General features: G+C 68.6%; 18 protein-coding genes. 7 read left to right on the forward strand and 11 right to left on the reverse strand.

What is annotated here, in order from left to right:
* Positions 1-38: 38 nt before the first annotated feature.
* The 3 genes from AC6CH2_RS20955 to AC6CH2_RS20965 all read right to left on the reverse strand — a co-directional run bounded on the left by AC6CH2_RS20955 (position 39) and on the right by AC6CH2_RS20965 (position 2,984).
* Positions 39-923 carry a CPBP family intramembrane glutamic endopeptidase gene (locus AC6CH2_RS20955; protein WP_498270901.1) on the reverse strand — a complete coding sequence of 295 codons (885 nt, stop codon included), beginning with the start codon at positions 921-923 and terminating at the stop codon, positions 39-41.
* Positions 920-1,768: an ABC transporter ATP-binding protein gene (locus tag AC6CH2_RS20960; RefSeq protein WP_498270902.1), complete on the reverse strand. Its 849-nt coding sequence runs from the start codon at positions 1,766-1,768 to the stop codon at positions 920-922. Before AC6CH2_RS20960 ends, AC6CH2_RS20955 begins: the two co-directional genes overlap by 4 nt.
* A gap of 94 nt (positions 1,769-1,862) precedes the next feature.
* Entirely contained in the window at positions 1,863-2,984 is a 1,122-nt protein-coding gene (locus AC6CH2_RS20965) for an ABC transporter permease (RefSeq protein ID WP_435394400.1), read from the reverse strand.
* 157 nt (positions 2,985-3,141) lie between these two features.
* On the opposite strand from AC6CH2_RS20965, the gene AC6CH2_RS20970 reads away from it, so the two are divergent.
* On the forward strand, positions 3,142-4,392 hold the full coding sequence (locus AC6CH2_RS20970) for a threonine/serine exporter family protein (RefSeq protein WP_498270903.1): 1,251 nt from the start codon (positions 3,142-3,144) through the stop codon (positions 4,390-4,392).
* Positions 4,393-4,566: 174 nt separating this feature from the next.
* Here AC6CH2_RS20970 and AC6CH2_RS20975 read toward each other — a convergent pair whose 3' ends face one another.
* From AC6CH2_RS20975 to AC6CH2_RS20985, 3 genes are all read right to left on the reverse strand, one after another.
* The gene (locus AC6CH2_RS20975; RefSeq protein WP_498270904.1) at positions 4,567-4,950 is read right to left on the reverse strand and encodes an H-NS histone family protein; all 384 of its coding nucleotides are present in this window, start codon (positions 4,948-4,950) and stop codon (positions 4,567-4,569) included.
* Positions 4,951-5,398: 448 nt separating this feature from the next.
* Positions 5,399-7,111 (reverse strand): proline--tRNA ligase, encoded by a 1,713-nt coding sequence (locus AC6CH2_RS20980; protein WP_498270905.1) that lies wholly within the window; start codon positions 7,109-7,111, stop codon positions 5,399-5,401.
* 278 nt (positions 7,112-7,389) lie between these two features.
* Positions 7,390-7,872, reverse strand: coding sequence for a DUF4124 domain-containing protein (locus AC6CH2_RS20985; RefSeq protein ID WP_498270906.1), 483 nt, complete (start codon positions 7,870-7,872; stop codon positions 7,390-7,392).
* 112 nt (positions 7,873-7,984) lie between these two features.
* Between AC6CH2_RS20985 and pssA the strand changes: the two genes are divergently transcribed.
* Genes pssA through rimI form a run of 3 tightly spaced genes read left to right on the forward strand, consistent with a single transcriptional unit; the run spans position 7,985 to position 9,614 of the window.
* Positions 7,985-8,761, forward strand: coding sequence for a CDP-diacylglycerol--serine O-phosphatidyltransferase (gene pssA / locus AC6CH2_RS20990; protein ID WP_498270907.1), 777 nt, complete (start codon positions 7,985-7,987; stop codon positions 8,759-8,761).
* Complete coding sequence (locus AC6CH2_RS20995) at positions 8,758-9,126, forward strand: alanine acetyltransferase (protein WP_498270908.1); 369 nt, start codon at positions 8,758-8,760, stop codon at positions 9,124-9,126. The genes pssA and AC6CH2_RS20995 overlap by 4 nt, the downstream gene beginning before the upstream one ends.
* A 53-nt stretch (positions 9,127-9,179) precedes the next feature.
* Positions 9,180-9,614, forward strand: a complete 435-nt coding sequence (gene rimI, locus AC6CH2_RS21000; protein WP_435396201.1) for a ribosomal protein S18-alanine N-acetyltransferase — start codon at positions 9,180-9,182, stop codon at positions 9,612-9,614.
* 26 nt (positions 9,615-9,640) lie between these two features.
* Here the strand turns inward: rimI and AC6CH2_RS21005 are convergent, their stop codons facing one another.
* The 4 genes from AC6CH2_RS21005 to AC6CH2_RS21020 form a co-directional block, all read right to left on the reverse strand.
* Entirely contained in the window at positions 9,641-10,522 is an 882-nt protein-coding gene (locus AC6CH2_RS21005; protein WP_498270909.1) for a DUF2785 domain-containing protein, read from the reverse strand.
* Between the two features lie 318 nt (positions 10,523-10,840).
* Positions 10,841-13,891, reverse strand: coding sequence for a valine--tRNA ligase (locus AC6CH2_RS21010; RefSeq protein WP_498270910.1), 3,051 nt, complete (start codon positions 13,889-13,891; stop codon positions 10,841-10,843).
* Positions 13,892-14,031: 140 nt separating this feature from the next.
* A complete protein-coding gene (locus AC6CH2_RS21015; protein ID WP_435396184.1) occupies positions 14,032-14,457 on the reverse strand; it encodes a DNA polymerase III subunit chi in 426 nt (141 codons plus the stop codon).
* 209 nt (positions 14,458-14,666) lie between these two features.
* Complete coding sequence (locus tag AC6CH2_RS21020) at positions 14,667-16,136, reverse strand: leucyl aminopeptidase (protein WP_498270911.1); 1,470 nt, start codon at positions 16,134-16,136, stop codon at positions 14,667-14,669.
* Between the two features lie 200 nt (positions 16,137-16,336).
* On the opposite strand from AC6CH2_RS21020, the gene lptF reads away from it, so the two are divergent.
* Both lptF and lptG read left to right on the forward strand, forming a co-directional pair.
* The gene (lptF, locus tag AC6CH2_RS21025) at positions 16,337-17,419 is read left to right on the forward strand and encodes an LPS export ABC transporter permease LptF (protein ID WP_498270912.1); all 1,083 of its coding nucleotides are present in this window, start codon (positions 16,337-16,339) and stop codon (positions 17,417-17,419) included.
* Complete coding sequence (gene lptG, locus AC6CH2_RS21030) at positions 17,416-18,516, forward strand: LPS export ABC transporter permease LptG (protein ID WP_435396188.1); 1,101 nt, start codon at positions 17,416-17,418, stop codon at positions 18,514-18,516. Before lptF ends, lptG begins: the two co-directional genes overlap by 4 nt.
* A gap of 504 nt (positions 18,517-19,020) precedes the next feature.
* Here lptG and AC6CH2_RS21035 read toward each other — a convergent pair.
* Positions 19,021-19,509: an RDD family protein gene (locus AC6CH2_RS21035; protein ID WP_498270913.1), complete on the reverse strand. Its 489-nt coding sequence runs from the start codon at positions 19,507-19,509 to the stop codon at positions 19,021-19,023.
* 44 nt (positions 19,510-19,553) lie between these two features.
* Here AC6CH2_RS21035 and xerD point away from each other — a divergent pair, with 44 nt between their 5' ends.
* On the forward strand, positions 19,554-20,501 hold the full coding sequence (gene xerD, locus AC6CH2_RS21040) for a site-specific tyrosine recombinase XerD (protein WP_498270914.1): 948 nt from the start codon (positions 19,554-19,556) through the stop codon (positions 20,499-20,501).
* Positions 20,502-20,514 lie beyond the last annotated feature (13 nt).

Below are 20,514 nucleotides of genomic sequence, written 5' to 3' on the forward strand. Positions count from 1 at the left end.
TTTGAACGACGGGGCGTTGCCGTGTTTCATGGCCGGCATCATGCCAGCATGGGATAGCTAAAAGCGGTGAAATGAACGAGGTTGAGGCCGAAGTGGGCGAGCACGGCGCCGAACAGGCCGCCCTTGCGATAGGCCCAACCGTAGGCCAGGCCGGCCAGGCTCGCCAGCAGCACCCAGCGCCAGCCGCCGGCTGCGTGGACCAGGCCGAACGCCAGTGCCGACAGCGCGGTCGCGTAGGTCGCGCCATGCCGCAGTTCGCGCCAGCGCCGCTGCAAGGCCTCCTGCAGGTAGCCGCGGAACATCGCCTCTTCGGCCAGCGCGACCAGCAGCAGGTTGTTCAGCGCCCACAAGGCGGCGAAGGCCGGCCACTTCGGGGCCCAGGCGACCACGCCCAGGACCAGCGCCAGGCCGAGGCACAGCAGCGCGGCCAAGGCGGCGCCGATCAGCCCGGCCGACAACGAGGCCGCGAACGGTTGCTCTCCTTCGCCGAAGCGCTTCAGCAGCGGCCAGCACAGCAGCAGCCAGAACCCGGCCAGGGGCTTGTCGAAATTGAAGTACAGCGACATCGGCGCGGCGTCGGGCGTCAGCCGCAGATCGCTCACAAGCTGCGGGTTGTGGAAGCCCGGCATCAGGTGCAGGCCCAGGGCGAAGGCGACCAGCACGAACAGCACGTGACCGGCGATGCGCCAGCCCTTGCCGCGCGGCGCCCGCACCAGCCAGGCGGCCAGGCCGAGCAGGGCGAAGGAGACCAGTGCGATGGGATCGAGCAGCCCGCGCCACAGTGCGCCGGCCACCACCGCGCCGAGCAGGACCAGGCTCGCCGCGCGCGCCTTCGGCCACCACAGCAGGGCGGCGGCCGCGCATAGCAGCCCCCACAACGACACACTCCACGGCGCGTCGGCCGGCAGTCCCCAGGCGTTCATCGAGGCGGCGCATCCGCGAGGTTCTTGTCGCGCGCGACCTGCGCGGCGCGCGCGCGCGGGCCGTGGAAATATTCCTGCACCCAGGGGTGGTCGAGTTGTTCGACCTCGGCGATCGGCGCGCAGGCGATGACCTTCTTGTCGGCGAGCACGGCGATGCGGTCGCAGATCGCGTACAGGGTGTCCAGGTCGTGGGTGATCAGGAACACGGTCAGGCCGAGCGCCTGCTGCAGGGTGCGGATCAGGCGGTCGAACGCGGCCGCGCCGATCGGGTCGAGGCCGGCGGTGGGCTCGTCGAGGAACAGCAGCGGCGGGTCCAGCGCCAGCGCGCGGGCCAGGCCGGCGCGCTTGCGCATGCCGCCCGACAACTGCGAAGGCAGCTTGTTGATCGCATCGGCCGGCAGGCCGGCCAACTTGACCTTGAGCAGCGAGAGTTCATAGCGCAGCGAGTCGGGCAGATCGCTGTGGTACTCCTTCAGCGGCACCTGCACGTTTTCGCCGACGGTCAGCGACGAGAACAGCGCGCCGTCCTGGAACAGCACGCCGGTGTTGCGCTCGATCTCGCGGCGCAAGCCCGGGTCGGGGTTGCGCGCGTCGATGCCGAGCACTTCGATCTCGCCGGCATCGGGCTTACGCAGGCCGAGGATCGACCGCATCATCACCGACTTGCCGGTGCCCGAGCCGCCGACCACGCCGATGATCTCGCCGCGCCGCACGTCCAGGTCGAGGCCGTCGTGGACGACCTGCTCGCCGAACTGATTGACCAGGCCGCGGATGCGGATGATGGGGGCGTCGGCGGCTTCGCCGGCGCCCTCGGGACTCGGGACTTGGGACTCGGGACTCGTCACGGCCATTTCTCCGCGTCGTGCCCGCCCGCGCCCGCAAACCGCTTTGCGAGTCCCCAGTCCCGAGTCCCGAGTCCCGGCTTCACCTGTTCCCGCCTCACCAGCCCATCTCCATGAACCAGATCGCGAAGAAGGCGTCCAGCACGATCACCAGCGAGATCGCCTGGACCACGCTCGAGGTGGTGCGTTCGCCGACCGACTGCGCGGTGCCCTTGACCTGCAGGCCTTCCAGGCAGCCGATCAGACTGATCAGCAGGGCGAAGATCGGCGCCTTCGACAGGCCGACCAGGAAATGCCGCAACTGCATGGTGTCGTGCATGCGCGCCAGGTACTGCTGCGGCGGAATGTCCAGGCCGTAGGCGCCGACGGTGAGGCCGCCGAGCAGGCCGGCGACCATCGCGATGAAGGTCAGCAGCGGCAGCATCACCAGCAGGGCGAGCACGCGCGGGATCACCAGCAGGTCGATCGGGTCCATGCCGAGGGTGCGGATGGCGTCGACCTCTTCGCGGCTGACCATCGCGCCGATCTGGGCGGTGAAGGCGCTGGCGGTGCGGCCGGCCAGCACGATCGCGGTCAGCAGCACGCCGAACTCGCGCAGGAAAGCGATGCTGACCAGCTCGACCACGAAGATGGTGGCGCCGAAGTCCTTGAGGATGGTCGAGCCGAGGAAGGCCACGACCGCGCCGACGAGGTAGCACAGCAGCGCGATCAGCGGCACAGCGTCGAGGCCGACCTGCTCCATGTGGTGGACCGTGGCGGTCGGGCGGAAGCGACCCGGGTTCTTGAACAGACGCAGCATCTTGACCAGGGTTTCGCCGAAGAAGGCGACCAGGGCCAAGACTTCCTTCCAGTTGTCGGTGACCGCGAAGCCCAGGCGCGCGAGCGCGGCCTGGAAGCCGTACTCGCGCTTTTTCTTCGGGCGCTCGTCGGCGACGTCCTCGATCGCGCTGACCAGGGCGCGGTGACTGTCGTGGAAGGTGAAGGCGGTATCGAAATCGAGCTCGTGCCGGCGCGCATAGCGCATCAGCTGCAGCACGCCGACCGAGTCGAGCCGGTCGACCCCGCTGGCGTCGACTTCGCAGGCGCCTTCCGGCGCGCCCTTGAGGGCTTCGGAGATCCGGATCGCGTGCTCGAGCGTCCAGCAGCCGGAAAGGCGTAGCCGCGAGGGCGCTTGGCCATCGGCGGTGATTTCCGGCGCTTGCGTGGTCGATACGGTCATAGAGCCTCGGGCGGAGAATACAGGCTAGGGACGGCAAGGTGAGTGTCACGTGCAGTGCCGGCCGACCGACTGAGCGGCCCAAGCCCGAACCGGTCGCGCGGCCCGGTCGCGCGGCCGGTCTGCCCAGCGACGCGCGCGCGTGCGATGCTTCGCCGTTATGTCGACCCCGCATCCGCTCAGCGCCACCAGCTATGCCGCCCGCATCGCCTTCGTCGTCGAGCTGGCCGAGCGTCTGCACAGTTACGGCACCACCGCCCAGCGCCTGGAAGGGGCGGTGACCGCGGTCGCGCAAAAGCTGCGTCTGGAATGTGAGCCGTGGTCCAACCCGACCGGGCTGATCCTGACCTTCAGCGACCCCAACCGGCCGCTCGGCGACAGCGACACCACCCGGGTGATCCGGCTGCCGCCCGGCGAGAACGATCTGTACCGGCTCAGCGAGACCGACCGCATCGCCGAAGAGGTCATGGCCGGGCGTCTCGACCTCGCCGCCGGCCATGCCGCGCTCGAACAACTGGACCGGCCGCGCAGCAAGCGCTGGCGCGCCATGCAGGTGGTCGCCTACGGTCTCGCCGCCGGCGCGGTCGCCAGCCTGCTGCGGCTGCCGTGGCTGGACATCGGCGTGGCCGCGATCAACGGCCTGATGATCGGCTTGCTGGTCGACATTTCCGGCTCGCGCCCGCGTTTCAAGGAAGCACTGGAAGCGATCGCGGCGATGTTCGCCGCCACCATGACGGTATTGGTCGCCAGCTTCATCGCGCCGTTGAACCAGAACACGGTGATCATCGCCTCGCTGATCGTATTGCTGCCGGGCCTGGCCCTGACCAACGCGGTCAACGAGCTGACCAGCCAGCACCTGGTCTCGGGCACGGCGCGCTTCGCCGGCGCCTTGACCACCGTGGTGAAACTCGCGGTCGGCACGGTGATCGCGCTGTACCTGACCGACCTGATCGGGCTGCAGCCGCAGATCCGCGCCTCGCGCCCGCAGGAGGCCTGGGTCGAATGGTGCGGCATCGCGATCGCCGCGTACGCCTTCGCGGTGTTGTTCCGCGCCCATCGCAGCGATTATCCCAAGGTCATGGCCGCGGCCGCCGGGGGTTATCTGATTTCGCGTTTCGTCGGCTTGGCTTGGGGCAGCCCGGCCGGGATATTCCTCGCCGCCTTGACCCTGACCGCGGTCGGCAATGCCTATGCGCGCTGGGGTAATCGTCCCGGCGCGATCATCCGCGTGCCCGGCATCATCATGCTGGTGCCCGGCAGCGTCAGCCTGCGTGGGCTGTTGTCGATGATCCAGCAGCAGGACGTCAACGTCGGCCAGGACGCGGTATTGGCCGTGCTCAATATCCTGCTGGCGCTGATCGCCGGGCTGATATTCGGCAATCTGCTGCTGCCGGCGCGGCGGAATCTGTAAATCCGCCCGGCGAGGCGGCAGCGCGGGACGAGCGCAGGCGGGCCCGCGGCTCGCGTCGAGGATTCGACGGCGCCGCGGTTTCGGGGGCGCGGGGAATCTTCGCCCGCCCCGGGACATTTTCCGGAGGCACAAAAAAGCCGGCGCAAGGCCGGCCTCTTCGCTGCGTATCGCCGATTACTTGATCAGGAAATCGTCGATCTTGCGACCCGCGGCGACGTACGCGGCCAGCCAGCGCGGCTGCTTGCCGCGGCCGGTCCAGGTTTCGGCGGTATTGGCCGGGTTGCGGTACTTCGGCGCGACCTTGCCGAGCGGCTTGCGGGCCTTGCGGTCCACGGCGGCGGGCTTGGCGGCCTTAGCGGTCTTGGTGGCGCGGCCGCTGGGCGCGGCGCCGCCGAACAATTCTTCGAGGGTGTAGCCCTCGGTCTTGAGCAAGGCCGCGACCTTCTTGCGCACCGCAGCAATGGGCTTGCGCTTATTGAGGGTGGTCTTGCGCTTCTTGGCCTGGCTGATCAGTGACTCGAGTTCTTTCGCGGACAACGTGGAGAGATCGATCGACATGGAGCCTCCGGGGAGTGGGTTCGGATTTTGGCCAGTCCCTGGCGCGCGGCGGAATAGTAAAGGCACATTCCCTCCGCGTAAATGTGCCGAAGGTCCGTGTAGATATTCGCGTTCTTATCAGGGGCGAATCCATCGGGTTCGCCGTCGACGCGTGGATTAATGTAATCGGGTATTGGCCGCCGCGCTAACGGGCCGAAGGTACGACGGCCAAGCCTCGCCGCGGCCGCGCCCCATTGCGGCGCGGCGTGGAGGCGGAACGCGGTTTGCAATGTATTTGCCACAAACCGAGCGCACCGTACCGGCGGGCGGTTTCCGGCCCTCACGGACAAGCCGTGAGGATAATCGGACTGCGCCGGTCATGCCGGCGGCAGTGTTTTCCGACTTATCTTGCAGATTACCTCGGCGGGCCTCCCCGCGAGGAGGCCGGCGGAAGGCGAATCGCCCGGGCTTATCCGGCGATCCGCGCCAGCACCGCGGCGCGGTCGAGATTCTCGGCTTCGCTGGCGCGGCGGTGGCGGTATTCGAAACTGCCCGCGGCCAGGCCGCGCTCGGACACCACCACGCGGTGCGGGACACCGATCAGTTCCATGTCGGCGAACATCGCGCCCGGACGCAGGCCGCGGTCGTCGAGCGCGGCATCGACGCCGGCCGCCAGCAGGTCCCGGTACAGGGCCTGGGCGGCTTCGCTCACCGCGGCGTCGTTCTTGGGGTTGATCACGCACACCACCGCCTGCCACGGCGCCATCGCTTCGGGCCAGGCGATGCCGGCCTCGTCGTGGTTCTGCTCGATCGCCGCGGCGACGATGCGCGACACGCCGATGCCGTAGCAGCCCATCGCCGGGGTCGCGGCCTTGCCGGTCTCGTCGAGCACGCTCAGCTTCATCGCCTCGGCGTACTTGCGGCCGAGCTGGAACACGTGGCCGACCTCGATGCCGCGGGCGATGCCGAGCGTGCCCTGGCCGTCGGGGGAGGGGTCGCCGGCGACGGCATTGCGAATGTCGGCGACCTCGTCGGGCTCGGCCAGGTCGCGGCCCCAGTTGACGCCGGCCAGGTGGTAGCCGTTTTCGTTGGCGCCGACCACGAAATCGTGCATCGCCGCGACGCTGCGGTCGGCGATCACGCGGATTTTCTTCGAGGGCTTCACCGGACCCAGGAAGCCCGGTTGCGCGCCGAGGTGTTCGAGGATCTCGGCCTCGGTGGCGAGGCGGTACTCGGCCAGGCCGGCGAGCTTGGACAGCTTGATCTCGTTGACGACGTGGTCGCCGCGCACCAGCGCCAGCGCGAACTGCGGCTTGCCTTCGCCGTCGGCGCCGACGATCGCGACCGACTTGACCGTGCGCGACAGGGCGACGCCCATCAGCGCGGCGACGTCTTCGCAGGTCTTCTGGGTCGGCGTGTCGACCTTGCGCAGCGCTTCGGCGGCCGCGGCGCGCGCATGCGGCGCCACCGCCTCGGCGAGTTCGACGTTGGCGGCGTAGTCCGAGCCGTCCGAGAACGCGATCGCGTCCTCGCCCGAGTCGGCCAGCACGTGGAACTCGTGCGAAGCGCTGCCGCCGATCGCGCCGGTGTCGGCGAACACCGCGCGGAACTTCAGCCCCAGGCGGGTGAAGATGCGGCTGTAGGTGTCGTACATGTTGCGGTATTCGCGATCCAGGTCCTGGTCGCTCAGATGGAAGGAGTAGGCGTCCTTCATCAGGAACTCGCGCGCGCGCATCACCCCGAAGCGCGGGCGGATCTCGTCGCGGAACTTGGTCTGGATCTGGTAGAAGTTGACCGGCAGTTGCTTGTAGCTGGCCAGCTCGTTGCGGGCGAAGTCGGTGATGACTTCCTCGTGGGTCGGGCCGTAGCAGTACCAGGCTTCCTTGCGGTCCTGGATCTTCAGCAACTGGCCGCCGAACTTCTCCCAGCGCCCGGTCTCTTCCCACAGCTCCTTGGGCTGCACCGACGGCATCAGCACTTCGATCGCGCCGGCGGCGTTCATCTCCTCGCGCACCGCGCGCTCGACCTTGCGCAGCACGCGCAGGCCCAGCGGCGACCAGGTGTAGAGGCCTGCGGCGAGCTTGCGGATCATGCCGGCCTTGAGCATCAGCTTGTGGCTGACGATTTCGGCTTCGGCGGGCGTTTCCTTGCTGGTATGGAGATGGAATTGCGACAGACGCATCGGCTGGGGTTCGCGGACGTGGAAAGCGAACAGTTTGCCATGCCGAGGCGGCGGCTCCGTCCGCCGGGGAGGGTGGTCCGGTCCCCGGAGCGGCGTGGCCGGTCCGGAGCGGGAGTGCGGCCCGTGCAGGCCGCCACGGCAGCGCCCGCAGCTGCGGGCGCTGAGGCGCTCAGGCCCGGGTCGAGCGCGAGCGCCTGGAAATCAGGCCCGGATCCGGCGCGAACGCCTGGAGGAGGTCAGGCCCGAATCGGGCGCGAGCGCCCGAAATCAGACAAGGATCAGGCGTCGCCCTGCTTGGCGCTCGACGGAAGCGACTGCGCCGGGGCCGCGACCGGGGCCGCCGGCTGCGTGCAATAGGCCTTGACCGCCGATTCGGCGAGCTGGACCTGGGCCGCGCGCTGCTGCGCGTCGAGGACGTTGTCGGGCTTGCCGTCCTTGTTGGTGTCGACGCCGACCGAGGCCGAGCTTTGCAGTTGCTTGAGGTTGCCGCGCGCGGTCAGGCACTGGGCGTTCTCGGCCGGGGCGGCCTCGCTGGCCGATTGGGCCGAGGTGGCGGTGCCGGACTTGTTCTTGATCACCCGGTTCTTGACCCCGCCCTGGTTCGGCGGCGGCGAATCGGAATAGTGGGTGACGCCGTTGGCGTCCTTCCACTGGTACAGCTCGGTGGCGGCCGCCGGCGCGGCCAGCAGGGCGAACAGGACTGCGCTGGCGGCGAGCGCCGGAAAGGCGCGGAAAACGGCGTGGCGGGACGGGCAGGGCATAGCGAAGCTCCGAGGCAGGCAAGCGGAACGGACGGCGTAGGGCCGGTCGAGCGGGGGAAGCGGCGATTGCAGCATCCTGCCGAGGCGCAGGCAAGCGCTACACTTCCCAGTTATGGAACCCCATCACACGCCCCGCCCGCGCGGACGCGGCATTTACCTGCTGCCCAACCTGTTCACCACCGGCGGCCTGTTCGCCGGCTTCTACGCGATCATCGCCGCCACCCAGGGCCGCTTCGGCGAGGCCTGCATGGCGATCTTCATCGCCGCCATCCTCGACGGCGTCGACGGCCGGGTCGCGCGCCTGACCAATACCCAGAGCGAATTCGGGGTCCAGTACGACTCGCTGGCCGACCTGATCAGCTTCGGCCTGGCGCCGGCCCTGGTGATGTACCACTGGGCGCTGGAGTCGACCAAGCTCGACGGGGTGATCCCCGGCAAGATCGGCTGGATCGGCGCCTTCCTGTACGCCGCCTGCGCGGCGCTGCGCCTGGCCCGCTTCAATTCGCAGGTCGGCCAGGTCGACAAGCGCTGGTTCATCGGCCTGGCCAGCCCCGCCGCGGCCGGGCTGGTGGCGAGCTTCGTCTGGACCTGCCACAGCTTCGACCTGGTCGGCGAGCAACTGCGCTACGGCGCGCTGGCGCTGACCGTGCTGACCGGCCTGCTGATGGTCAGCCGGATGCGCTATTTCAGCTTCAAGGGCAGCGGTCCGCGCAACGACCGGGTGCCGTTCCTGGCGATCCTGATCGTGGTGGTGGTGGTGATCGCGATCGCGATCGACCCGCCGCGCGTGCTGTTGGCCATCTTCGCGCCGTACGCGCTGTCCGGCCCGGTCTCGGCCATCTATCGGCGCCTGCGGCGCACGCCGCCGGCCGAGGCCGGCCCGCCATGAGCGGACTGTGGAGCGCCGAGCAGCGCGAATGGCTGCAGGCGATGGGCCATTCGGTGATGACCCTGGCCGCGGACCAGACCGAGGCGCCGGCGGCCGTCGCCGCCGAGGCTTCGGCGCCGCCCGCGCAACGCGCGTCGGCGCAAGCGACCGCGTCGCGCGCCGAGCCCTCGCGCCCGGCCGCCTCCCCGGCGCGAGGCGCCGGCGAGGCCTTGTTGCGTGCGGTCCTGCGCGCGGCGCGGCGCGGCCCCGACGATCCGGCGGTGCTGGCGCTGTTCGATGCGCAGACGCTGCGCGGCAACGCCGCCGCCAAGCGCGCGCTGTGGCCGCAATTGCGCGCGCTGCGGCGCGGGAGCGCGACGAGGTGAGTGCGCAGGCGTCCGAGTTCGACCCGGCCACGGCGCCGGCCGCGCTGCGGCCGATGCGCGAGGACGACCTCGAAGCCGTCCACGCGATCGAGATCCGCGCTTACGAGTTTCCCTGGACTCCCGGCATCTTCCGCGACTGTCTGCGTGCCGATTACCCGGCCTGGGTGTTGTCGGAAGGCGAGCGCATCATCGGCTACTTCCTGATGAGCGTGGCCGCCGGCGAAGCGCACGTGCTCAACGTCTGCGTGGCCCCGGAAGCGCACGGCCACGGCTACGGCCGCAAGCTGTTGCGCGCGCTGGTCCACATCGCCCGCGGACGCGGCGCCGAGCGGGTATTCCTGGAAGTGCGCCCGTCCAACTCCGGCGCGATCGCGCTGTACCACAACGAAGGCTTCAACGAGATCGGCCGCCGCCCGCGCTACTACCCGGCGCGCGGCGGGCGCGAGGACGCCCTGGTCATGGCGATCGAGTTGTTCGCCGAGGAATAAGCGGCGACGGCGGTCGCGCCGCGCGATTACTGCACCGGTTTCAAGGCCGCCAGGATCGCCGGCTTCAGCGCCCTGATCGCGGCGTCGTCGCTCTGGTCGGCCTGCACGTACAGGACGCTCAGGAATGCGGTCAGATCGTGGCGACGCCCGAGCCAGCCGGCGTAATCGGCGCGATCGAGCTTGCCCACCTGCGCCGACAGCGCCGCGAACCAGGCCTCCCATTCGGCCGCCGACAGCAGGCCGCGCTTGGCCGTGAACAACAGCGGCCGGGCCAGGCGTTCGGGTTCGCCGAACACGTAGGCGTGGCCGTCGCGCGGCACCGCCTGGCTGGCGACCGCGGCCAGGATGCGTTGGTACTGCGCGCGTTCCAGCGCCGGATTCAAGCTCAGCTGCATCAGCCAGTCGGCACCGTGGGCGACGCCATGGCGCCAACCTTCGCCCTCGTTGTAGCCGCGGAAGTCGCGCACCGATTCGACATAGGCCGCGGCGCGTTCGACCATCGCCGCTCTTTCCGGTGCGGTCATCCATGGCTTGATCCGGTCGCTGCGCGCGACTTCCGACAGCACCAGAGCCGCGAAGGGTTTGCCGAAGCCTTGCGGGTCTGCGCCGTCGAGCGTTGCGTACAGGGCGCCGCGCAGGGTCCGCAGCGCCTCCGCGTCGAAATCGCCGGCGCGCATCCACTGGCTCAGGGCTTCGAAGGCGACCCCGTCGCGGAGTTCGGGATCGGAAGCGGACAAGCAGCCGATCAGGCCGGTCGCCAGCGCCTGTTTTGCCGCAGGATCGGGCAAGGCGAACTGGCGCGCTTTCAACGCTTGCAGGGACGCCGCGGTGTAGCCGGCGGGCGGGCAACTGCCGGCGAACGCGGGTGCGGCCAACAGGCAGGCTGCGAACAGCAGGACGAGACGCATGGCTTCGGTTTCCCCGGGGACAGAGACCAGCCTAGGTCGCCGCGTCGCAGCGCCGCAAGGGCCGGGATTGCGGGTTGGCGCGGGTGGAAGGGCAAGAGCGAGAGCACGCCCTCGGCCCCTTTCCAAAGAGGGACGCGTTGCCGATGACTTGCAGCTCGGCGATCCAGCGACGAATCGAATACCCAGCGCGCCTTTCCCCAGGAGGAGGGGGCAGGAGATTCAGCTTCTGCCTGTGCCGAAACCGGGACATAAAAAAAGCCGTGGCCTAAGCCACGGCTTTGTCTGATCGAGCGGAGCCGGAACGACGCCCGGCTCGCCTCAGCCCAGCTTGGTGCGCTGCGCAGTCAGGCCTTCCAACTGCAGATTCCAGTCGACCAGGCGCTTGCGCTCCTGTTCGACCACGGCGACCGGTGCGTTCTGGACGAAGGTTTCGCTGGCGAGCTTGCCCTGGCATTTGCCGATTTCGCCGGCGACGCGCTTGATCTCCTTGTCCAGGCGGGTGCGCTCGGCGCCCAGGTCGACCAGGCCTTCGAGCGGCACCAGCAGGGTCAGCTCGCCGACCACGGCCGAGGCCGCGGGCGGCGTGTCGCTGGCGTCGGCGACGAACGCGATGCTGTCGAGGCGATTGAGGAAGCGCAACTGCGAGTCGAAGCGCGCGGCGCGGTCGCGGTCGGCGGCATCGCCCTTGGCCAGCAGCAGGCCGACGTTCTTCTGCGGCGGAACGTTGAGTTCGCTGCGCACCTTGCGCAGGGCCGAAACCATCGACTTGAGCCATTCGACGTCGGCTTCGGCCTGAGCGTAGTCGGCGCCGAGCTCGCCGGCCTGCGGATACGGACGCAGCATGATCGTGGTCTCGGCGATGCCGAGTTTCGGCGCGACCTGCTGCCACAGCTCTTCGGTGACGAAGGGGATCAGCGGATGCAGCAGGGACAACAGACGCTCCAGCACGTACAGCAAGGTGTGGCGGGTGCTGTCGGCGGCGGCCGCATCGTCGCCCTGCAGGGCCGGCTTGGCCAGTTCGACGAACCAGTCGCAGAACGCGTTCCAGGCGAACTCGTACAGACTCTGCGCGAGCAGGTCGAAACGGTAGGCGGCGAAGTGGGTCTCGGCTTCGGCCGCGGCCTTGGCCAACTGCGCCAGGATCCAGCGCTCGGCATCGGTCTTCGGCTGCGGCGCGCCGGAGAAGCTCGCCGCTTCGGTGTTCATCAACACGAAGCGGGTCGCGTTCCACAGCTTGTTGCAGAAGTTCTTGTAGCCCTCGGCGCGGCCCAGGTCGAACTTGATGTCGCGGCCGGGGCCGGCCAGCGCGGTCATGGTGAAGCGCAGCGCGTCGGCGCCGAAGGCGGCGATGCCGTCGGGAAATTCCTTGCGCGTGGCCTTTTCGATCTTCGGCGCGTCCTGCGGCTTCATCAGGCCGGTGGTGCGCTTGGCGACCAACGCCTCGGCGGTGATGCCGTCGATGATGTCCAGCGGGTCGAGAATATTGCCCTTCGACTTCGACATCTTCTGGCCGTCCTTGTCGCGGACCAGGCCGGTGATGTAGACGTCGCGGAACGGCACGCGGCCGACCAGTTCGTCGGTCATCATGATCATGCGCGCCACCCAGAAGAAGATGATGTCGAACCCGGTCACCAGCACGCTGGTCGGCAGCGCGATGTCGAAGCCGAGTTCGCCCATCTTGTCTTCGTTGGGCCAGCCTTGCGTGCTGAAGGGGAACATGGCCGAGGAGAACCAGGTTTCCAGCACGTCCGGGTCTTGAACCAACTCGATCCGATCCTTGATCTTCTCGTAGGTGTCGCGGCCGAGCGAGCTAAGCAGTTTCGCGTGAGCGGCGACTTCGGCGTCCGCTGCGGTCCGAGCGACTATTTCGCCGATCTGCGGCGTGAAATCCGATTCGCCCGAGCGAACGGTCCACGCGGGGATACGGTGGCCCCACCAGAGCTGGCGCGAAATCGTCCAGTCCTGGATGTTCTCCAGCCAGTGGCGGTAGGTGTTGATCCAGTTCGCCGGGACGAACTTCACCTCGCCCGACTCGACGAGCTCGAGCCCCCGCTGCGCCAAGGCGTCCATCTTCACGAACCACTGGTCGGTCAGATACGGCTCGATCACCTGGCCGCTGCGGTCGCCGCGCGGCACCTGCAGGCGATGGGGGGCGATCTCGATCAGCAACTCGGCGACGTCCAGATCCGCGACGACCATCTTGCGCGCTTCGAAGCGATCGAGGCCTCGGTACGCCGCCGGGATGTACTTCTCGACGATCGCGGCCATGCCCTGTTCGGCGAACAGGGAAAAGTCGTCGGCATACTGATTCTGCTGCGGCGTGCAGACGTCGGGATCGATCTTGGTGAAGTCCGGGTCGGCGGAAGACAGCACGTGCTTGAGCGCGGTCGGGCCGGACAGCGTCCAGACCGATGCGTCGGGCGCGAAGATGTTGATCGACAGCAGCGAATGGCGGTGGCCCACCGCGTAATCGTTGAAGTCGTGGGCGGGCGTGACCTTGACCACGCCGGTGCCGAACTCGCGGTCGACGTAGCTGTCGGTGATCACGGGAATGCGGCGGCCGGTCAGCGGCAGATCGACGAACTTGCCGTGGATGGCGGCGTAGCGTTCGTCCTCGGGGTGCACCATCACCGCGGTATCGCCCAGCATCGTTTCCGGACGGGTGGTGGCGACCACGACGTAGTCGCGGAGTTCGCGCAGGGTTTCGTTGCCGTCGGCGTCGCGCTCGACGTATTCGTAGCTCGCGCCGTCGGCCAGCGGATAGCGGATCGACCACATGTGGCCGTTCTCTTCCTCGTTGGCCACCTCCAGGTCGGAGATCGCGGTCTTCAGCACTGGGTCCCAGTTGACCAGGCGCTGGCCGCGGTAAATCAGGCCCTTCTCATGCAGGCGCACGAACGCTTCGGTGATCGCATCCGAGGCCATCGGGTCCATGGTGAACACGCTGCGCGACCAATCGCCGCTGGCGCCGAGACGGCGCATCTGGCGCTCGATGGTGCCGCCGGACTGCTGCTTCCAGTCCCAGACCTTTTCGATGAATTTGTCGCGGCCCAGCGAGTCGCGGGTTTCGCCCTTGCCTTCGATGGCGAGATTGCGGCCGACCACCATTTCTGTGGCGATGCCGGCATGGTCGGTACCCATCTGCCACAAGGTGCGATAGCCGCGCATGCGGTGATAGCGGATCAGCGCATCCTGCAGGGTGTGCTGGAAGGCATGGCCCATGTGCAGGGTGCCGGTGACGTTGGGCGGCGGCAGCAGGATCGTATAGGGCTGGCCCTCGCCGCGCGGCTTGAATACGCCGCTGCTCTCCCACTGCTCGTAGAGGCGGGCTTCGAACTGCTTGGGGTCGTAGCTGGGGGCGAGGGACATAAGAACCGGGATTCGTTATTCGGGATTTGGGATTGGTTGAAGCAACAGCCAAGAGCAAGAGCTTGCAGAGCGGAGTGCCGGTTGGGACTGGGCGGATCCGCTTCGCGAATCCCAACTCCCGAATCCCCAATCCCGGCCCCTCACATATCGTGCTTGTTGAGCGTCAGTCCGCGCGCCTGGTACTGCTTCCAGCGTTCGCGCAGCGGGCCGCGCGCGGAGTCGTCGGCGGGCACCACTTCGAGCACGCGGTCGAAACCGTCCTGCACCGCGGCGTCGCGCAGGTTGATCACCAGCGGCCGCAGCGGTGCGTCGGCCTCGGGCGCGGCGATCAGCACGTCGGCCTCTTCCTCGTCGAGATCGGCGCCGGCGATCTGGTGCGGGATGTAGGCGTCTTCCCCCATGTCCCACAGCATGTCGTCGAGCGCCTCGGCCTGTTCCGCGTTGCGCGCCAGGATCAGGGTCGGCAGGCCGGCGTCGTGGGCCTTGCGCGCCAGCTCGCAGACCAACCGCAGCGGTTGCTCTTTGAAGCGCGGCGTCTGGATCAGATAAAAGTCAGCGCGGGCCATGGGCGGGTATCAACCGGTATAAGCGGGCGAGCCGCCGAAAACGAAACGCCCCGGCAGGGCGCCGCCGAGGTTCGGGCGAACCCGCCGGGCAGGGGCGGGACGAACGCGCCGCTCGCCTTGAGCCTGCGCCGCGCGGCCGGCGACATCGATAGGATGCCGCCCGCCGGTGCCGCGATCGCCCGCGAGGATCGGCGCAGTGCGCTTCATCGTCAGGCGGCGCGCTCGAGCAGCCACTGCGAGAGCAGGCCGACCGGACGGCCGGTGGCGAGACCGCGCTTGCCTTCTTCGTTGGACACGCCGGCGATGTCGAGGTGGGCCCAGCGCTGGCCTTCGGTGAAGCGCGACAGGAAGCAGCCGGCGGTGATCGCACCGGCCCAGCGGCCGCCGATGTTGTAGACGTCGGCGAAGCTCGATTCGAGCTGGGTCTGGTACTCGTCCCACAGCGGCAGGCGCCAGGCGCGGTCGAAGACCTGTTCGCCGGCGCTGGTCAGCTCGGCGGCGAGGTCGTCGTCCTTGCTCATCAGGCCGGTGGCGAACTTGCCCAGCGCGACCACGCAGGCGCCGGTCAGGGTCGCCACGTCGAGCAGGGCCTTGGGTTCGAAGCGCTGCGCATAGGTCAGCGCGTCGCACAGGATCAGGCGGCCTTCGGCGTCGGTGTTGCCGACTTCGATGGTCTTGCCGGACATGCTGGTCAGCACGTCCGAGGGGCGGTAGGCATCGGCGTCGGGCATGTTCTCGACCGCCGGCACGATCACCACCAGGTTGATCGGCAACTGCATGCCGACCGCCGAGACGAAGGTGCCGAGCACCGAGGCGGCGCCGCACATGTCGAACTTCATCTCCTCGATGCCGCCCTGGACCTTGAGGTTGATGCCGCCGGTGTCAAAGGTGATGCCCTTGCCGACCAGCACGTAGGGCTTGGCGTCGCCGCCGTTGTCGTACTTGAGCACGATCAGCTTGGGCGGGTTGGCCGAGCCGCGCGCCACCGCGAGCAGCGAGCCCATGCCGAGCGCCTGCATCTGCTCGCGGTCCAGCACTTCGCACGAGGTGGTGTCGAAGCGGCCGGCGAACTCCTGCGCCTGCTCGGCCAGATAGGCCGGGTTGCAGATGTTCGGCGGCAGGTTGCCGAGCTCGCGCGCGAACGCGACGCCGGCGGCGATCGCCTGGCCCTGGGCCAGGGCGGTGGCGTCGTCGCCGCGGATCGACAGCTTGCGCAGGCCGGGCTCGTCTTTCTTCTTGCCCAGGGTCGCGGTGTAGCGGTAGCAGGCGTGGTCGGCGGCGATCGCGGCCTGGCGGATCGCCCAGGCGCTGTCGCGGCCGGTCACCGGCTCTTCGCTGAGGGTCAGCAGCGCATGCTCGACCGGGCCGGCCTTGAGCGCGCGCGCGGCGTCGCCGACCGCCTTGAGATACTGGGCGACGCCGAACTTGCCGGCCTCGCCGAGGCCGATCACCAGCACCCGCGGCGCGGTCACGCCGGGCAGGTCGTGCAGCAAAGAGGTCTTGCCGGTCTTGCCGCTGATGTCGCCCCGCTCGAGCAAAGCCGTCAGGCGCCCGCCGCTGACTTCATCCAGCGTTCGCGCGGCAGCCGTCAGGGTCTTGTCGGCGAAGGCGCCTACCACGACGCAATCGGTTTGAGCGGCCGCGAGCGCGTCGCGGTTCAGGTCGAATTCGAGGGTCATCCAACAGATTCCCAGCAGCCAAGAAGAGTTTGTCCGTACAATCGATCGGCTTTGCCGGGCGTCGGTCCGGGGCGTGATGCCCGTGCCGCCGTCCTCGGTTCTCGACCTCGAGCCTCCGGGAATCCCGGAACGCGAGCGGACAGGCCGGCCGTCGAACGAACCCCCGAGTTTAAAGCAAGCCCGCCCGATGCCGAAGCCCGATGCTCAAGCTTGACCGATATCTGACTGGCGAATTCGCCCAGGCCGTCTTCGCGACCCTGGTGGTGTTGCTGATCGTGAGCGTCGGCGGCGCCTTCACCGACGTGCTCGAGGACATCGCCAAGGGCAAGGTCCCGGCCGGGCTGATGCTGTTGCAGCTCGGCCTGGTGCTGATCAAGTGGCTGCCGCTGATCCTGCCGCTGGCGCTGATGCTGGGGCTGATGCTGGGCATCGGCCGGCTCTATCGCGATTCGGAAATGCCGGTGATCGCATCGATCGGCGTGGGCCCGCGCCGGCTGCTCAAGCCCTTGTTGATGGTGGTCGGGCCGATCGTGGCCGTCGTCGCCGCCTGTTCGCTGTGGCTGGGCCCCTGGGCCGACCGCGCCTCGCGCCAGATGATCAACGAAGCCAGCCGCAGCCTGGTCGTGGCCGGCCTGGAGCCGGGCGCCTTCACCGGCCTGCCCAACGACAACGGAGTGATCTACGTCGGCGCGATGTCCAACGACGGCACCCGCTTCGAGCGCATCTTCATCTATCGCAACAAGCCCGACCGCCAGGACGTCACCACCTCCAAGACCGGTCACCTGACCGTGCGCCCGAACGGCGACCGTTATCTGACCCTGGAAGACGGGTTCGAGGTCGAGGGCCCGAAGGACGGCGGGCTCAACTACCGGCTGATGCGCTACGCCAGCAACGACGTGCTGCTGCCGGCCAGCGAGGACCGCTACGACCCGTCCCTGCCCGAGATGATGGCGACCACCGAGTTGTTCGGCGATCCGCGCCGCGAGTCCGCGGCCCAGCTGCATTACCGGATCGCGCCGCCGCTGCTGGCGCTGGCCTTCGCCCTGCTGGCGGTGCCGTTGGCGCGCAGCACCCCGCGCCAGGCCCGCTACGGCAGCGTTTTGATGGGCTTTCTGGCCTATCTGATCGGCAACAACTTCATGATGATGGGCAAGGGCTGGTTGGAAGACGGCAAGATCCCGAGCTTCCTCGGCCTGTGGTGGCTGACGTTGCCGCTGTTGGCGGTGGCCGGCTGGCTGTACTTCCGCGACGGCCGCGTCGCCCGCAGGCGGAGCGCGCGATGAAGCCGTTCCCGAAGATTCACGACGTCTACGTCGGCAAGACCGTGCTCGGCACGGTGCTGCTGACCTGGGCGGTGCTGCTGGGCCTGGATTTCATGCTCAGCCTGGTCGGTGAGTTCGGCGATGTCGGCAAGGGCCGCTACGGCCTGATGCAGGCCCTGGCCTACATGGCCATGACCGTGCCTCGCCGTGCTTACGCCCTGTTCCCGTACGCCGCGGTGATCGGCGCGCTGATGGCGCTGGGCCAGTTGGCCTCGACCTCGGAACTGACCGTGCTGCGCGCAGTCGGTCTGTCGCGGCGGCGCCTGAGCCTCGCGGTGGCCGGCGCGCTGGCGCTGCTGACCCTGCTGATGGTGGTCAACGGCGAGACCCTGGCGCCGGAAGGCCAGCGTCGCGCCGACGCGCTCAAGACCGCGGCCAAGTCCAACAACCAGGTCGTGGCCCAGTATTCCGGGGTCTGGGCGCGCGAGGGCGACGTGATCCTCAGCGCCAGCCAGGGCCAGGAACGCAGCGAGGGCCAGGACCGCTGGCTGGAGCTGCGCAACGTCAGCCTGTACCAGTTCGGCGAGGACGGACGCCTGGCGTCGCTGGCCTTGGCCAAGATCGCCGAGCACCGCCCGGGCGGCTGGCTGCTGCGCGACGTCACCCGCACCACCTTCCTGGCCAAGTCGGCCGAACAGGTCCATGTCGCCGAAGAACGCTGGGAGTCCAAGCTCGACAGCGCGGCCTTGATGAGCGGCAGCAACCGTCCGCGCTACCTCAGCGCCAAGGCCCTGCACAAGGCGATCGAGGACCGAGAGCGCAACCGCCTCGATGCGGCCGAATTCGAGGCCTATTACTGGGGCCGCTGGTTCTACCCGCTGAACGTGCTGACTTTGTGTCTGGCGGCGATCCCGTTCGCCTTCGGCAGCTTGCGCAGCGGCGGCATGGGCAAGCGCCTGTTCATCGGCATCGTCTTCGCCCTGCTGTTCTGGCAGTTGCAGACCCAGTTCGTCGAACTGGCCAAGGTGTTCCGTTTCGACTTCCGCCTGGCCTATGCCGCGCCGACCGTGGTGATGCTGGCCGTCTCGGCCTACCTGTTCAAACGGCGTTCGGGGTGAACGCAGTCCGCTTACGCGGCACGACCGCGTGGACTGCGTGAACGCCCGGCGCGCTGCACCGGGCCGGGGTCGTAACCCTCAGCTCACGAGTAGCCCCTTTCGAGCGCGACTCCAGGGTAGGAGCGGCGCAAGCCGCGACCCAAGATCGCCGCGCTGTTTGGTCGTTTCCGGCTGAAGAATGTCGCGGCTTGCGCCGCTCCTATCCCGCGATAGTTCTAGCTTCGATCAGTGACGCGGGCGATGCCGCCTGTGCACGTCCCTTGGTCGCGGCTTGCGCCGCTCCTACCCCGCGATAGTTCTAGGCTACGATCGGCGACGCGGGCGATGCTGCCTGTGCACGTCCCTTGGTCGCGGCTCGCGCCGCTCCTACCCCGCGATAGTTCTAGGCTTCGATCGGCGACGCGGGCGATGTTGCCTCTGCATGTCCCTTGGTCGCGGCTTGCGCCGCTCCTACAGTGGTGACGCCGCCAGCGCCCGCGACTTCGCCGGACGCTGCATCACCATTCACTTCGCCCGCTTGGGCAAGCGCTGCATCCGCGTACCGCTCGCGCGGTCGTGCCAGGCCAGGCGGTCGCGATCGAACCAGGCCCACCAGAAGCCCAGGCCGAGCGCGGCGAGCGACAGGGTGCCGATCGCATAGCGGAGCCACAGCGCGCGCCATGGCGGTGCCGCGCCATCGGCGCCGGTCACGCGCAGCCGCCAGGGGCGCATGCCCAGGGTCTGCCCGCCGCGGCGCCAGCTCAGCGTCGCGTAACCGCCGGCGATCAGCCAGCACACGAACCACAGCGCCCACTGCAGCGCGCTGAACGGCTCGATGTTTTCGCGCTGTCCGTGCCCGGACAAGGTGTAGGCGACGGTGAACACCGCGCTCGCCACCAGCCACAGCGCCGCGGCCGGCCAAAAATCGTAGAACAACGCCAGCAGGCGCCACCCGACAAGGGCGGCCGGCCTGGTGGGTGCGGAGTCGGTGGCAGGAGTGTCGTTCGAGCTCATCGCATCAGGATATAGGCTGCCGGACCGCCTGCTAAGCTGCGGCGATGAGTGCCGCCACCCCCGCCGAACGCCGCAGCCAGGCGATGGCCCTGCCGCCGCTGGGCGACGCCGACGATGCGGCGATCAAGTCCTTTCTCGACACGATCTGGGCCGAGAACGGCCTCGCCCAGCAGACCCTCGACAGCTACCGCCGCGATCTCGAAGGGCTGGCGCGCTGGCGCGACGGCGCCGGCATCGCCGATGCCGACCGCTCGGCCTTGTTCGACTATCTGGCCTGGCGCACCCGCGAAGGCTATTCGCCCCGCAGCAACGCCCGCCTGCTGTCGGTGCTGCGCGCGTTCTATGCCTACCGCCTGCGCCGCGGCGAGCGCAGCGACGACCCCACCGCCTTGCTGGCGCCGCCGAAATTGCCGCGCTCCTTGCCCAAGGCCCTGGCCGAAAGCCAGATCGAGGCCTTGCTGGCCGCTCCGGTCGTCGACGAACCGCTGGGATTGCGCGACCGCGCGATGCTCGAGTTGATGTACGCCTCCGGCCTGCGGGTGAGCGAACTGGTCAATTTGCCGTCGACCGCGGTCAACCTGCGCCAGGGCGTGCTGCGGGTCACCGGCAAGGGCAGCAAGGAACGGCTGGTGCCGCTCGGCGAAGAAGCCCAACACTGGCTCGAGCGCTATCTGGCCCAATCGCGTCCCGTGTTGGCAGGCAAACGCGCGCTGGCGCCGCTGTTCCTGACCGCGGGCGGCGAGGCCCCGAGCCGGCAGGAGTTCTGGCATCTGGTCAAGCGCTACGCCGCCGTCGCCGGTATCGACCCGTCCAAGATCAGCCCGCACGGCCTGCGCCACAGCTTCGCCACCCACCTGCTCAACCACGGCGCCGACTTGCGCGCCCTGCAGATGCTGCTCGGCCACAGCTCCCTGTCGACCACCCAGATCTACACTCTGGTGGCGCGCGAACAACTGAAACGCCTCCACGCCCAACATCATCCGAGGGGGTGAAGAGCAGCGCTTA

The sequence above is a fragment of the Lysobacter sp. GQ73 genome (assembly GCF_059758755.1).

Coding starts and splice junctions, on each gene's coding strand:
- AC6CH2_RS20985 (WP_498270906.1), bottom strand. CDS start 7,872: ATGCCCTGCCCGTCCCGCCACGCCGTTTTCCGCGCCTTTCCGGCGCTC.
- AC6CH2_RS20975 (WP_498270904.1), bottom strand. CDS start 4,950: ATGTCGATCGATCTCTCCACGTTGTCCGCGAAAGAACTCGAGTCACTG.
- lptG (WP_435396188.1), top strand. CDS start 17,416: ATGAAGCCGTTCCCGAAGATTCACGACGTCTACGTCGGCAAGACCGTG.
- AC6CH2_RS21020 (WP_498270911.1), bottom strand. CDS start 16,136: ATGACCCTCGAATTCGACCTGAACCGCGACGCGCTCGCGGCCGCTCAA.
- AC6CH2_RS20995 (WP_498270908.1), top strand. CDS start 8,758: ATGAGCGGACTGTGGAGCGCCGAGCAGCGCGAATGGCTGCAGGCGATG.
- AC6CH2_RS20980 (WP_498270905.1), bottom strand. CDS start 7,111: ATGCGTCTGTCGCAATTCCATCTCCATACCAGCAAGGAAACGCCCGCC.
- pssA (WP_498270907.1), top strand. CDS start 7,985: ATGGAACCCCATCACACGCCCCGCCCGCGCGGACGCGGCATTTACCTG.
- AC6CH2_RS20965 (WP_435394400.1), bottom strand. CDS start 2,984: ATGACCGTATCGACCACGCAAGCGCCGGAAATCACCGCCGATGGCCAA.
- AC6CH2_RS21015 (WP_435396184.1), bottom strand. CDS start 14,457: ATGGCCCGCGCTGACTTTTATCTGATCCAGACGCCGCGCTTCAAAGAG.
- xerD (WP_498270914.1), top strand. CDS start 19,554: ATGAGTGCCGCCACCCCCGCCGAACGCCGCAGCCAGGCGATGGCCCTG.
- AC6CH2_RS20955 (WP_498270901.1), bottom strand. CDS start 923: ATGAACGCCTGGGGACTGCCGGCCGACGCGCCGTGGAGTGTGTCGTTG.
- lptF (WP_498270912.1), top strand. CDS start 16,337: ATGCTCAAGCTTGACCGATATCTGACTGGCGAATTCGCCCAGGCCGTC.
- AC6CH2_RS21005 (WP_498270909.1), bottom strand. CDS start 10,522: ATGCGTCTCGTCCTGCTGTTCGCAGCCTGCCTGTTGGCCGCACCCGCG.
- AC6CH2_RS20970 (WP_498270903.1), top strand. CDS start 3,142: ATGTCGACCCCGCATCCGCTCAGCGCCACCAGCTATGCCGCCCGCATC.
- AC6CH2_RS21010 (WP_498270910.1), bottom strand. CDS start 13,891: ATGTCCCTCGCCCCCAGCTACGACCCCAAGCAGTTCGAAGCCCGCCTC.
- AC6CH2_RS21035 (WP_498270913.1), bottom strand. CDS start 19,509: ATGAGCTCGAACGACACTCCTGCCACCGACTCCGCACCCACCAGGCCG.
- rimI (WP_435396201.1), top strand. CDS start 9,180: ATGCGCGAGGACGACCTCGAAGCCGTCCACGCGATCGAGATCCGCGCT.